This is a genomic window from Facklamia sp. P12950, assembly GCF_050409465.1.
Taxonomy (GTDB): domain Bacteria; phylum Bacillota; class Bacilli; order Lactobacillales; family Aerococcaceae; genus Facklamia.
In genome coordinates, this window is sequence record NZ_JBNUPK010000006.1 from 115,695 (window position 1) to 129,701 (window position 14,007).

11 protein-coding genes and 1 pseudogene are annotated in these 14,007 nt (G+C 37.0%); 2 read left to right on the top strand and 10 right to left on the bottom strand.

What is annotated here, in order from left to right; translation table 11 throughout:
* Nucleotides 1–193 precede the first annotated feature (193 nt).
* The 3 genes from ACQV2Q_RS06640 to ACQV2Q_RS06650 all read right to left on the bottom strand — a co-directional run bounded on the left by ACQV2Q_RS06640 (nt 194) and on the right by ACQV2Q_RS06650 (nt 3,362).
* Nucleotides 194–1,450 carry a glutamate-5-semialdehyde dehydrogenase gene (locus ACQV2Q_RS06640; RefSeq protein WP_428882328.1) on the bottom strand — a complete coding sequence of 419 codons (1,257 nt, stop codon included), beginning with the start codon at nt 1,448–1,450 and terminating at the stop codon, nt 194–196.
* A gap of 1 nt (nt 1,451) precedes the next feature.
* Complete coding sequence (gene proB, locus ACQV2Q_RS06645) at nt 1,452–2,261, bottom strand: glutamate 5-kinase (RefSeq protein WP_428874477.1); 810 nt, start codon at nt 2,259–2,261, stop codon at nt 1,452–1,454.
* 105 nt (nt 2,262–2,366) lie between these two features.
* Nucleotides 2,367–3,362 carry a DUF308 domain-containing protein gene (locus ACQV2Q_RS06650; protein ID WP_428882330.1) on the bottom strand — a complete coding sequence of 332 codons (996 nt, stop codon included), beginning with the start codon at nt 3,360–3,362 and terminating at the stop codon, nt 2,367–2,369.
* Nucleotides 3,363–3,863: 501 nt separating this feature from the next.
* Here ACQV2Q_RS06650 and gdhA point away from each other — a divergent pair.
* Nucleotides 3,864–5,210, top strand: coding sequence for an NADP-specific glutamate dehydrogenase (gene gdhA / locus ACQV2Q_RS06655; protein ID WP_428874475.1), 1,347 nt, complete (start codon nt 3,864–3,866; stop codon nt 5,208–5,210).
* Between the two features lie 64 nt (nt 5,211–5,274).
* Here the strand turns inward: gdhA and ACQV2Q_RS06660 are convergent, their stop codons facing one another.
* The 4 genes from ACQV2Q_RS06660 to ACQV2Q_RS06675 form a co-directional block, all read right to left on the bottom strand.
* The gene (locus ACQV2Q_RS06660; RefSeq protein ID WP_428882332.1) at nt 5,275–6,669 is read right to left on the bottom strand and encodes an MATE family efflux transporter; all 1,395 of its coding nucleotides are present in this window, start codon (nt 6,667–6,669) and stop codon (nt 5,275–5,277) included.
* Between the two features lie 75 nt (nt 6,670–6,744).
* On the bottom strand, nt 6,745–7,914 hold the full coding sequence (locus ACQV2Q_RS06665) for an NAD(P)-dependent malic enzyme (RefSeq protein WP_428874473.1): 1,170 nt from the start codon (nt 7,912–7,914) through the stop codon (nt 6,745–6,747).
* A 17-nt stretch (nt 7,915–7,931) separates the two neighbouring features.
* On the bottom strand, nt 7,932–9,296 hold the full coding sequence (gene fumC, locus ACQV2Q_RS06670; RefSeq protein ID WP_428874472.1) for a class II fumarate hydratase: 1,365 nt from the start codon (nt 9,294–9,296) through the stop codon (nt 7,932–7,934).
* A 92-nt stretch (nt 9,297–9,388) separates the two neighbouring features.
* Nucleotides 9,389–10,327, bottom strand: a complete 939-nt coding sequence (locus ACQV2Q_RS06675) for a LysR family transcriptional regulator (protein ID WP_428874471.1) — start codon at nt 10,325–10,327, stop codon at nt 9,389–9,391.
* Between the two features lie 115 nt (nt 10,328–10,442).
* Here ACQV2Q_RS06675 and ACQV2Q_RS06680 point away from each other — a divergent pair, with 115 nt between their 5' ends.
* Complete coding sequence (locus ACQV2Q_RS06680; RefSeq protein ID WP_428875007.1) at nt 10,443–11,858, top strand: aspartate ammonia-lyase; 1,416 nt, start codon at nt 10,443–10,445, stop codon at nt 11,856–11,858.
* Nucleotides 11,859–12,020: 162 nt separating this feature from the next.
* On the opposite strand, the gene ACQV2Q_RS06685 is transcribed toward ACQV2Q_RS06680, so the two are convergent.
* The 3 genes and pseudogenes from ACQV2Q_RS06685 to ACQV2Q_RS06695 form a co-directional block, all read right to left on the bottom strand.
* The gene (locus ACQV2Q_RS06685) at nt 12,021–12,278 is read right to left on the bottom strand and encodes an N-acetylmuramoyl-L-alanine amidase family protein (protein WP_428882338.1); all 258 of its coding nucleotides are present in this window, start codon (nt 12,276–12,278) and stop codon (nt 12,021–12,023) included.
* 229 nt (nt 12,279–12,507) lie between these two features.
* Nucleotides 12,508–12,588 (bottom strand): annotated as a pseudogene (locus ACQV2Q_RS06690) (LysM peptidoglycan-binding domain-containing protein); the annotation flags it as partial.
* 302 nt (nt 12,589–12,890) lie between these two features.
* The coding region (locus tag ACQV2Q_RS06695; protein WP_428882334.1) for a LysM peptidoglycan-binding domain-containing protein at nt 12,891–14,007 on the bottom strand (1,117 nt) is incomplete at its 5' end.

Here is a 14,007-nt window from a genome sequence, read left to right on the forward strand (position 1 = left end):
AGTAGCAAGCAAGTTTGATTCATAGTATACTGTTGCTAGATAGAAAACCCCTCCTGAATGGCTTTGTGATTACTACGATTACAGCAGGAAACGCTTTCTTTGTTTATATTGTTAAAGAAAAAGTCCGATTAACGATTATATCGTTGACCGGACTTTCTTTAATTATTCAAGGCTTTTGTCCCAGCCCCTTGTTTTATTCTCTAATTTGACCAGAACCTTCAATGAGGTATTTGTAAGTAGTCAGCGCCTCTAATCCCATAGGCCCTCTGGCATGAAGTTTTTGAGTTGAGATACCAATTTCTCCTCCGAATCCGAAGACTTCACCATCCGTAAAACGCGTCGAAGCATTTACATAAACAGCTGCCGAATCGACATCATTCATAAAATCTTGCGCCACTGAATAGTCTTGCGTAATAATAGCTTCGGAGTGTCCAGTTGAAAAACGGCTGATATGGTCAATCGCTTGGTCATAATTTTTTACAATTTTTATTGCCACTACTAAATCTAAGAACTCTGTCTCATAATCTTCCTCACTAACCTGTACGGAATATGGCAATAAGTCACGTGTTTGCTCATCTCCTAAGATTTGAACATTGGCATCAAACAAGGCATTTCCTATTTGTGGTAAGTAAGCCTTAGCGAAAGCCTCATCAACAATGATTGTCTCAACAGCATTACATACAGAAGGACGTTGTGTTTTAGCATTGACAACAATCGTCTGAGCCATTTTAAAGTCTGCTTTTTCATGTATATAAATATGGACATTGCCTACTCCCGTTTCTATAACAGGAACAGTGGCATTTTTCACCACATTTTGAATTAAACCTGCTCCTCCTCTTGGTATTAAGCAGTCAACATAATGATTCATTTGCATGAGTTGAGTAACTAACTGTCGATCAGGGTCTGTAATTAACTGAACACAGTACCTAGATAAGCCAGCCATTTCAAGGCCTGCTTGAATGGCTTCAACGATTGCTCGGTTGGTGGCGATGGCTTCTTTACCTCCTCGTAAAATAACAGCATTTCCTGCCTTTAGACATAAACCAGAAGCATTCGCTGTCACATCGGGACGTGATTCATAAATAATGCCAATTACACCTAGTGGGACAGGTCTTTGACTAATGCGCAAGCCCAATTCATTCACCCATTGCTTGCGTGTGTTAGCTAATGGATCTGCTAACTGAGCTATTTTTCGAATACCTGCTACCATTGATGCAAAACGCTTTTCATCTAGGGTTAATCGCTCGATCATGGCAGCTACCATGCCATCCGCACGCGCGTTCTCTACATCTTGAATATTTTGCTCTAAAATACTTTCTTGCTTTTCTTCTAAAGATTGAGCCATAGCTAATAAAGCTTGGTTTCTCGCTTGACTGCTTAACTTACGTAATTTTTCAAAGTTTTCTTTTGCTCTTTTTCCAATGGTTAATAATTCGATCGATGTTGCCATTTTATTTATCCCCTTTCCGATGGAAAAAAGTTCCAATACTTTTACCTTTTAGAATATCAAAAATTATCGAAGGATCGGCTCCTGAGGTAATGACTAAGGATGAATCGGTAGTAAAGATGACCTCGGCTGCATTCAATTTAGTAGCCATACCTCCAGTTGAAAATTCTGAGCCTTTTCCCATTGCCATTTGCTGAATTTCTTGTGTGATTTCAGTCACTTGATCAATTAACTGAGCATGAGGGTTTTGTTGTGGGTTTGAGTCATATAAACCATCAACATCTGAAAGAATAATTAAAAGATCAGCATCTGTAATTTTAGCTACAATAGCAGATAAGGTGTCATTATCACCAAACTTGGTTTGATGATTTAACTCCTCAACTGCTACCGCATCGTTTTCATTAATAACGGGGACAATTTTTCGTCTTAATAAGGTATCCATGGCTACTTGAACATTTTGTAGCGATTGAGGATAATCAACTACATCTCGTGTTAAAAGAATTTGGCCGACATTCACGCCATAATATTTAAAGAAGCGAGAATAGTGTCCCATTAATAACGTCTGACCGACAGCTGAAGCTGCTTGTTGGTCTGCAATGGTAGTTGGATAATTGGCTTCATTTAAGTCCATACTCCCTACACCAATAGCTCCCGAGGAAACAATGACAACTTCTTTACCTTCTTGGATCAAACTAGCACAGACATAAGCTAAGCGATCTAATTTAGTGAAATTAATCCCTTCATCGGACAATATTGTGTTTGTTCCTAACTTAATAATAATTCGTTTTGCATTTTTTAAATCACTACGTTTCATTCTCTACCCTCTTTTACAATTCAATAGCCTTATTATAGGAAAGTTTCATGTCTGGGTAAAGTATCCATACTATTCTCTTTGAAAAGTGAAAATCCCTTTACAATTTTAATTTCCCTTTTTAGCCGCTGATAATTCTAGCTTTGATAAATAATTTCCTAAAGCTCGATTGTAAACTCTTCGCTCTAAAATAATTGATTTTTCTTTCTGGTATTCTCTTTCCAAGAAATCATAATAAGTCCCTGGCGTTTGGATTCCAACCAAAGGGGAAAGAGCCAACCCTATTTCCTTAATAATATCATCAGAAAATAAAACACAATTTGTCCAAAAAACAAAATATGTTTGAAATTGCCCTTCTTTGAATTTATAAAATTTTGTATATTTAGTTTGACGCATCAATTTTCCTACAAAAGAATTTAGGACTGTCTTGGATTGAGGATGCCAATTAATTGTTTTTTCTTTAATGCCATTCAACTTTTCCTCTAACTGCTGGGCTTGTTGTTTAGAAAGCGCGATATCATATTCTACAATCGTCAGACGATTTTTTAATGAAAAGGATAGATATTCTGAACGATCAATTAAGGCCAAGACACCTTCTCCACTTGTATCCAACAAATTTCTAGTGTCATCATCTTGATTGCCATAAAAATAAACAGTATCTTTATATGCAATGTTCATATGACCCACCCTATCAAATGTTGATTTTCCAACAGGTATTTGGATAGTAATTAAATTGTCTTCTTGCTTTGGCAAGTCATTTTCATTAGCCAAAAGTGACGCTCTATAATCGGATTCAATATCTTGGGTCGTGTCTATCAGTATTTCATCTACTTTTCTAATTAACTTCTGAGGAAACAAAGCTGAAAAGAGCACTGGCAAGGGTAGGCGTAGACTTCTTCGCCAAATATGCTGCTTTTCAAGATCAAGTAGGTTAAAGCCCCCATCATATAGATAGCTGATTCCAAGAAAAATAAGGTAGATACCCAAACGAAGCAAAGCAGGATAACCCTGATTCATTATTAAAATACTATCAATAGCAAATATAAAATTCGCAATTGCAAAAGCTAAACGTTGATAACGCTCAAAGGCCTTATCTTTAAACATTAGGTAATAAGAAAAGAAATTTAAGAGAGCCAATAATAACTGATAAATTCCTACGCAACGCACCATCCATAAATAAAAATTGGGCGAATTAGTCAAGAGTCCGCATGCAAAAATAATCTGCCCTAGACTTATTATTGGTGGTGAAAACCTCACTTTTGATGAGTTATTAAATATATGACCCAATAGATACGCCAGAAAATCTACCCCTCCAATTATTAAGATGATTATAGCTAGACCATTTAAAAGTATATTTGCAATTTTTAGCTTAAACAGCAAGAGAGCTATGCCCAGCGCTGATAAAATTAGACCCTCTAAAATATATGAATAATTTTTCTTATTTATTATTCTCATCCCTTTTTTCTCTTTTCAATTACTTTTATATTTTAGCATAGACGCTAAATAAATTTACTTACCTTATATTGATCTCAAACATGATGGTTGCTCTTAAACTTTTGTTCTATATGTTATACTTATTTCAAAATATAAGTTAGGAGCTCAATTATGTTTAAAAACCCCTATGTGAAATATGTTTATGATGATCTTCAAGCAAAATTCAGTGAACAAGTCGAGTATCTGCAGGCAGTTAAAGCGTTTTTATCCGCCATCGAGCCCCTAGTTGAACAAGATGAAAGTCTAGAAAAAGAAGCGATACTTGAGCGTATGGTTACACCGGAAAGAATCATTAAATTCCGAGTCCCTTGGCAAGATGACCAAGGTCAAGTCCATGTAAACTGGGGGTATCGTATCCAGCATTCTTCTTTACTTGGCCCCTACAAAGGAGGCTTACGTTTTGATACACAAGTTAATGAGAGTGTAATGAAATTTTTGGCTTTCGAACAGACTTTGAAAAATGCCCTGACTGGTCTACCTATGGGAGGTGGTAAAGGAGGAAGTGATTTTTCAACACGTGGTAAATCTGATCAAGAGATTATGCGCTTTTGTCAATCCTATATGACTGAACTAGCTAAACATATTAATGAAAAAATAGATGTTCCTGCCGGTGATATCGGCGTTGGAAAGCGTGAAATTGGTTATATGTATGGCCAATATAAACGCCTTAAGGGGGTTGAGCTAGGAAGCTTGACTGGAAAACCTATCTTGGCTAATGGATCACTTGGTCGAGAAGAAGCCACTGGGTACGGTCTCATCTATTTCCTTCAAGCCATGTTAAATGAAGAGAAGGAACAAATATCACAAAAACGCTTTATGATCTCAGGGCTTGGAAATGTTGGTTTAAATGCTATCAAAAAGGTTATGCAATTAGGTGGAATGGTATTAGCTGTATCCAACAGTCAAGGATCACTTTATGATCCAAGAGGCATCAATATTAATCACTTAGAAGATATTCTTGCGCACCATAAGAAAGACCTATCTATTTACACTCAAGAGTTCCCTCATGCTTCTTATTCACAAGACTCAATCTGGTCGCGTCAAATTGCAGCAGATATTGCCCTACCTTGTGCCACACAAAATGAAATAAATGCTCATCAAGCCAGAAACTTAATCGCTAATGGTGTGCGTTTTTTAGCTGAAGGTGCCAATATGCCATGCATGTCGGAAGCTATTGAGGTGTTCAACCAGAGTAAAGATTTTATTTGGGCTCCAGCTAAAGCAGCTAATGCGGGAGGAGTGGTTGTTTCTGGTTTAGAAATGTCACAAAACGCAATGCGTCTCCAGTGGTCTTTTGAAGATGTCGATCACAAACTACAAGCAATTATGTCTGATATCTTTGCTAACTGTAAAGAAACTTGTTTAAAGTTTGATTTGGGTAAGAATTATGCAACTGCAGCAGATATAGCCTCTTATCAAAAAATTGTTCAACTCATTCAGATGCATGGCCTGATATAATTAAAAATTAAAAGTGTAGGTGAAAATTTCACCTACACTTTTAATTTTTGCTTAAGTTTTTAGACTAACCTATCTGCCTTTGTACCAAGGTCTTCCAATCTTTTTTACGATAGATATAGAAGCCCCATACTACAATCAACATATTAGAAACCAGCATAGAAATCCAAATACCTGTCGATCCTAAGTCTGTAAAGTAACGCAGGTACATGACAATTGGTACACGGATAAACCATAAACGTCCCAAGGTCATTAACATAGAATATTTGGTTTGACCACAGCCTTGGAAAAAACCATTGAGGGCAGCAAATAAACCCATAAAGAAAATAATGAAAGCTGTATAAGCTAGGTACTCTTTGGCTTGCATCCAGAGGTCGCTATCTGCTGATTCTTTAATGAAGATACTTAAAATCGGTTGTTGGAAAAGAATCATCAAAGCAGAAGAGATTACCGACATAAACAAAATGAAAATAATAGCTCGTTTAAAAATTTGATTGGCGCGAGTATAGAGTTTGGCTCCCATATTTTGACCAACGATTGAAGTAAGTGCCATCCCTACTCCCATTTGCGGTTGCATCACAATATCTGAAATACGATTAACCATAGAAAAAGCTGCCAGTGTATTTGTTCCGTATGAGGTAATCAAAGCGTTCATAACCGTAAATCCTAATGAAGACCCCCCATAACCTAAGAAAGATGGTAAAGCCAATTTCATAATATGTTGACTGGTTGGCCAATCAAAGCGAATCCCCTTCAATTGAGGTTGAATTCTAGATTGTTGGCTAACTACATAAATAGCTAGCACAATTAATACAATCTTAGATACAACAGTAGCCCAAGCAGCACCTGCTATTCCCCAACCTAAACCTGGAACATTAAGTATTGGGACTTTGTCATAAATAAATATAGGATCTAATATAATATTGATTGTCATCGAAATAGCAGAAATAGCCGTCATAATTTTGGTGTTCCCTTGAGCATTTAAGATGGCCTGGTAGGTGAAGTAAGCAAAATCAAAGGCAAGACCAATAAAACTTATTTTAAAATAAATAATTGATTTGTCTAAAAAACTTCCGCTTCCGCCCATAACTGACAGCATCCAAGGAGTTGCTAGATAACCTAAGAAAGCAAGAACAATACCCAGACTTAATGTCAACAGCAAGGTATTATCTACATATACTTGAACTCGTTCATACTGTTTGGACCCTAAAAAGTTTGATAAAAGAGCTGTGGCTGCTACTCCTATTCCCATGCCTAGTGAAATAAAAAAAAAGTTTAAAGGCCACGAAAAAGCAGAGGCTGCAAAATCCTCAGCGGAAAGTTGAGCCAAAAATAAACCGTCTGCCACAGTATAAAAGGTACGTACCAAATTATTAATCATTAAGGGGGCCGAAATTGTTAAGATAACTTTCCACATAGGGCCATGCGTTAGAAAATCCCTGTTATTAATCTTTTGCTTCAATCTTAAACACTCCTATAAGTAAAAGAGTCAATCAGCAGGGTGCTAACCGACTCCTTTGATTTATTAAACGAACCCCTAAATTCTAGCGACACCTTCTTCAACTGCACAATCTGCTACAGCCTTAGCTACAGCATCTGCCACTCCATCCGCTAGGGGTGAGACAATGATATTGTCCGGGCGTAAGTCTTCTTCAGCTACCATTTCTGCAATTGCGATAGCTGCTCTTTCCTTCATTTTATCAGTAATTTCTTTTGCACGCACTGATAAAGCTCCTTTAAATATTCCTGGAAAAGCTAAAACATTATTAATTTGATTTGGGTAATCTGATCTGCCCGTTCCAACTACTTTAGCACCTGCTGCGATTGCATCTTCAGGCATAATTTCAGGAACCGGATTTGCCATAGCAAAAATTAATGGTTCATTCATAGATTTTACCATTTCTTTACTCACAACATCTGGGGCAGAAACGCCAATTAAGACATCTGCTCCTTTCAATGCATCCGCTAGTTCACCTTGCATTTTACTAGAATTTGTCAATTTTGCAATAGCTGCTTTTGCTGGATCTAAATCTGGATTCCCATCACAAATAATCCCTTTACGATCTACCATAATGATTTCGCCAAAATTCATTTGAATTAATAATTTGGCAATGGCAATTCCTGCCGCTCCTGCACCGTTAATAACCATTTTCAATTTACCCATAGGTTTTTTGGTTAGTTTAATAGCATTAATCAAAGCTGCTGCTGTTACAATAGCTGTACCGTGTTGATCGTCGTGGAAAACAGGAATGTCAGTGCGTTCTTTTAGCTTAGCTTCAATCTCAAAACAAGTGGGTGCTGAGATATCTTCAAGATTAATCCCGCCAAAACTTTTAGAAATCATAGCGATTGTATCAACGATTTCATCAACGTTTTTGCTATCCACACATATTGGGAAAGCGTCCACATCGGCAAAGCGTTTGAATAGGGCACATTTGCCTTCCATGACTGGCATGCCAGCTGCTGGACCAATATCTCCCAAACCTAAAACCGCTGTCCCATTTGTTACAACTGCTACTAGATTGTTACGACGTGTTAATTTAAAAGATTCTTCATAATCTTTAGCTATCACACGACAAGGTTCAGCTACTCCTGGAGAGTAAGCTAAAGATAAATCTTCAGCTGTGTCGATATTCACACGACTATTTACTTCAATTTTACCAGCTACATCATAATGTAATTTTAAAGATTTTTCAAAAATATCCATTTTAACTTCCTTTCTAATTAGACCATTGTAGACGGATCAACTAAACGATCAAACTCTTCTGCTTCTAGATAGCCTAGAGCTAAGCAGGCTTCTTTAAGTGTAGTGTCTTCTTTGAAAGCTTTTTTAGCAATCTCAGCCGCTTTCTCATAACCGATATGTGTATTTAACTTAGTCACAAGCATAAGCGATTGATCAACTAGTTCTTTCATACGACCTTCATTCACTTCAATTCCTACTAAACACTTATGATCAAATGAAGCAATCGCATCAGATAACAATTGAACGGATTGAATAAAGTTATAAATCATCACTGGCATATAGACATTCAATTCAAAGTTCCCTTGTGAATTAGCCAAGCTCATTAAACTATCATTAGCCATCACTTGAGCTGCCACCATTGTTAATGCTTCACATTGAGTGGGATTCACTTTTCCAGGCATGATAGAAGAGCCCGGTTCATTGGTTGGTAAAGTAATCTCCCCAATACCACTGCGTGGTCCGGAAGCTAGCCAACGGACGTCATTAGCGATTTTCATCATATCGCTTGCCAAGGCTGCTAGTGCCCCATGTGTAAAGACTAATTCGTCTTTGCTCGCTAGAGAATGAAATTTATTTGATGAAGTAACTATTGGTAAATCCGTTATTTCAGCTAAGACTTGTGCTACTTTTTCAGCATAACCTTCTGGTGTGTTGAGGCCTGTTCCGACTGCTGTTCCCCCTAATGCCACTTCATAAAGAGGTTGTAAACTTAAGTCAATCATCCTTTTGGATTGTTTAATCGATGACAACCACCCGCTGACTTCTTGTCCAAAGGTAACGGGTGTAGCATCCTGTAAGTGGGTTCTTCCATTTTTAACAACATGGCGGTACTTTTCTTCCATCATGCTTAAAGTATCCATGATATGATCTAGTACTGGAAACAATTGCGAATGGATTTTTACTAATGCGGCCAAATGCATGGCTGTTGGAAAAACATCATTCGAAGACTGAGACTTATTAACATGATCATTTGGATGAAGTAATTGTTTACCTACAAGCTCGTTTCCACGATTGGCAACTACTTCATTGACATTCATATTAGATTGAGTGCCTGAGCCTGTTTGCCAAACAATTAATGGGAAATGTTCATCTAAATCGCCTGCTAAAATTTCGTTACAAACCTGCTGAATCAGTTCTGAGCGTTCTTGATCGAGTACGCCTAAAGCCTGGTTGGCAGTTGCGGCCGCTTTTTTAACTAAAGCAATGGCGCAAATAACATCCCGAGGCATTTTTTCACTACCAATCTCAAAATTTTGATAAGATCGCTGCGTCACTGCCCCCCAATACCTATCTGCTGGAACCTGAATTTCTCCAAGCGAATCATGCTCAATTCTAACTTTCACAAGCCTTCCTCCTTTTAAAATATATAACATTTAGCTTATATCACCAATTATACACTCTAAGTTCTAAAATGAAACCCTTTACAAAAAATATTTTACTTTTCCCTCAAAATATCTAAAAAAGCAGTGACGGCTTTTGATTGATAGCGGTCTCTCTTCCAATAGAAATTAACCGGTCGTTTAGCATTTTCACTCTCTAAACGATAGTATTTAACTTGGTCAGTATGACTAATATGTTGGATCAAGGCTTCTCCAATGAAGGAAACGGCGATACCTGATGAAGAAATATTATACGCCGTTAATTGCTGCTCTACTTCAAAAGCGATATTAGGAATAAAGTGAGCTTCTTGACAAATTGTTCTTGCTCTAGCTCCAGTATCATTGGTTACTTTCAAAAAAGCAAAGGGTGCATCCTTAAATTCCTTCAAATATTTTAGCGGGAGACTGAGAGAATCTGAAGCATGCGCTTTAATTACTTCTAGACTTAGCTGATAATCCTGTAATAAGTCATTCACTTCAAACTTTTCGGGAACCGCTAAGAGTAAAGATTCCGTTACAAACTGATAATGATCATAGTAACGACTATCTAAAAAAGTGTTATCAAGTAGTAAATCAATTTCTCCTTCGTGCAATAAAGCGATTAGTTTACTTGATGTTTCTTCAAATAAATCAATTTGAATTTCAGGATAAATCTCATTAAACTTAGCCATTAACTTGGGTAAAATCATTGAAGCAAAGAGGCTTGTTCCCCCAATAGCAATGCGTCCATACTGTAAATTATCGACCTTCGAAATATATTGCTGAAAATCTTCTTCTATTCGTTGGATTTCCTTGGCATTACGAATATACTCCACCCCAAATTCGGTTAATTTGATCGGTATAGTGGATCGATCAAAGATATCATGACCCAAACGTTTCTCAATCCGCTTAACATTTGCACTTAGTGAGGGTTGAGAGACAAATAGACGTTCTGATGCTTTTGAAAAGGATTGCTCTTCAAAAACGGTCATAACATATTCTTTTCCATGAAACATTACCGCACCCCTTTATAAAATTTATGTTATATCCAGTATAACTCAATCCATGTTGAAGTTAAAGCCCTTTCATTATATAATGAACAAGAAATACTAATACTTTAGGAGGCATTCCATGAAAAACCCTGAAAACAAGGAATTTAGAGAAGAATATGATTCGATTGGCTCTCATCAAGTGCCGGAAACTGCCTATTATGGTGTTCAGTCTATCCGAGCAAAAGAAAATTTCCCTATTACTGGACAATTACTAGATCCTATTTTTATCCAAAGCCTGGCTTATATTAAGAAAGCTTCCGCCATGACAAATGGTAAGCTGGGACTTATCAGTGAAGAAATTATGCAAGCAATCATTAAAGCTTGTGAGGAAGTTCTTACAGGCGAATTAGACCAAGAATTTATTGTAGACCCTATCCAAGGTGGCGCAGGGACTTCTATGAATATGAATATTAACGAAGTTGTTGCGAATCGCGCCAATGAAATCCTAGGCAAAGAAAAAGGTAAATATAATCCTGTTCACCCTAATGACCATGTGAATTATGGCCAATCTACCAATGATGTTATCCCAACTGCAGGTAAATTGACGATTTATCAACTATCTCAAGGCCTTCTTAAAGAAATAGAGCGTTTAGAAAAAACACTTACTAAAAAGTCCTCAGAATTTAACGATGTCATCAAAATGGGCCGTACTCAAATGCAAGATGCCATCCCAATTCGTTTAGGACAAGAATTTAAAGCCTATGCCAGCGCAGTGCGTCGCTCTCATCAAAGACTTACTCAAGTAATTGAAGAGATGTTAGTAGTAAACATGGGAGCAACTGCTATTGGGACTGGTTTGAATGCGGATGTGGAATATGTCGAACAAATTGTTCCTACTCTAGCTGAAATTACCGACCTTTCATTACAACAAAGCGAAGACTTAGTAGATGGCACACAGCACATTGATTCGTTTTCAGCTGTTTCAGGTGTTCTAAGAACATTCGCTCTTAGTCTTTCAAAAATTGCTAACGACTTACGTTTGATGTCTTCAGGACCAAAAACAGGTTTTAACGAAATTAACCTACCTAAAAAGCAAAACGGCTCTTCTATTATGCCAGGTAAGGTAAACCCTGTTATTCCTGAAGTAGTGAGTCAAATTGCTTATCGAGTTGTTGGTAATGACACTACAATCGCCATGTCAGTCGAGGCTGGACAATTGGAATTGAATGCCTTTGAACCTGTCATTTTCTATTCACTCTTTGAGTCAATTAAAATTCTTCAAAATGGCATTGCGACCTTTATTGATAATTGTATTGCCGACATCACTGCTAATCCTGAACGTTGTCAAGAACTTGTTGATCAAAGTGTCGGAACGATTACTGCCCTAGTACCTCATATTGGCTATCAGAAGGCTGCCGAAATTGCCAAACGGGCACTCAATAACAATGAACGTGTTAGAGATATCATCTTATCTGAAGAGATACTAGATGAAGAAGAATTAGAAAGTATTTTAGCTCCAGAAAAAATGACAAGTCCTGGAATTAGTCATAAATAATTTAAAAATAGAACCACCTGAAAATTCAGGTGGTTTTTAAAATAAAAAGACTTCGCAAAATCAAATATGATTTGCAAAGTCTTATTTTTATTTAGTCATTAAAGTAAGTATTAATACCATTAATCAATCCCTCAACTAATTTAGCTTGATAAACGGAATCAGTCAGTTTTTTTTCAATTCGGTAGGATTATCCATAAAGCCAAGATCCACTAAAGCTGCAGGCATGTCTGTAGTAGGTGTCACGTGAAGGTTTTGAGGGTGTATTCCTTGACTAGCTAGCCCCCCAGTTGCAGCTACTAATGAGGAGTTCTGAATACTATCAGCTAAGCGCTTGCCTTCAACGATCTTTTCATTGGTATGATATGGTAGAGTTGAATATCTTGAGACATCTACAAAGCGATCATGATAAAGCGTGCATATTAGCTATTTTGCCTAACCTATCACCTTGACGAACAATATAGGTTTTCGCCTTAGATACACAGATTATTGATTGACCGATTGTTGCAATTTCATCAGCTAAAGGTCTCCAATTATCCTCTAGGTTTTTAGTCTCTGCTTCTTCTACTGGATTATTTTCAAGTTCTTTCTTGTCTTTAATGCGTACCTTTAAGACATCACCTGGATGGATTAAATTACTTATTAAGCCATTTTACTCTTCCAATTCATCCATCGTCATGCCATGGTTAATTGCAATGCGATATTTGGCATCACCCGCTTTTACTGTGTAGCTTCCGTATAAAACATTGCTTTCTTGAGCATAGATGGAATTGTTGGGCGCAAGACTTGAGACTGAAACGGCAGCAAGTGCTGACATAGAAATAGTTATTATACTTGATTTCAACAAATTACCTTTCATTAGGAGTTCTTCATTTATAATTTAATTGAATGTTTTGCAATTCAATTATAAATGAAGAAACATATATCTAAAATTGAAATATAATCTTAATAGCTTCTCAAAGATTGTAATAATAGTCATTCAAAGTAAAAAAGGTTGGACGTCTATCAACGTTCAACCTTTTTAATAGTTTATGTTTAATAACGTGGACGTCCATAACCTTGAATGTAGATACTATCCCATGCAAACTCTTTGCGAGCGACCATTAGTTTGGAATCATTCACTCGGGTATTTCCTTCGAAAGTTGTAATTAATCCATTATTATAAGACTCTACGATTCCAATATGATGCCCCCAACCGTTACGATAACCATCCCAGTTGAAGAAGACAATATCTCCAGCCTTGGGCTTGGTAAGCCCCATCCAAATTCCTTTATTCTTCACAATGTTTTTATGACGTTCAACACCTACTTCTCGCCCAGTTAAGTGAGAAAGGCCGGCCTCATCTGCGATGTGAGTTACAAAAGCATCACACCAATCATCATCATACGTCAAGCTGTAACCAACCGGTTTTGGATAAATCCGATTATAAGCATCGACTAACGCACGATGTTCGGGTGAGTATTTAGGAACTCCCAGATAACTTCTTGCAATATCTAATAAACGCTCAACATTGGCATTACTTACCTCATTCGGTTCAACATTAACTTTTTCTTGAGTTGGGACTTTAGAAATAAGAATTTTTTGACCGACACTTAAGCGATTAGAAGTTAAATTATTAATTTTTTTCAATTCGCTAACTTTCATTTCATGCTGCCAAGAAATTGTTTCTATACTATCTCCCTCTTGAACAATGTGGTAACTGTACTCATAAGGTGTATGCTTTACTGATTGATTTTCCCTATATTGTTTACCTTGATCTTCAATTTGTACAATCGGAGAGGCAGGTTGGGCATTATTCACTATTAAAGTATATCCAGCATAAAGAGTATTGGAAGTCATTTCATTCCATTTCTTTAAATTGGAAACAGAGACTCCAAATTTTTTAGCGACTGAATATAAAGAATCGCCATTTTGAACGACATAAGTTTTTACTGCAACTTGAGTATTACTATCTGGCTTGGAGGGATTCAGATTCGATGTTAAATTTGGTTGAGAAACATATAAAATATCCCCTGTGTAAATATAATTTGATTTTAAATTATTCCAAGACTTCAATTGTGCAACCGTAATCCCATGCATCTCAGCTATTTTTGCTAACCAATCGCCTCGTTTTACCGTATAAGTTTTGCTTACTGTCGGTGTGCTTGGTTTT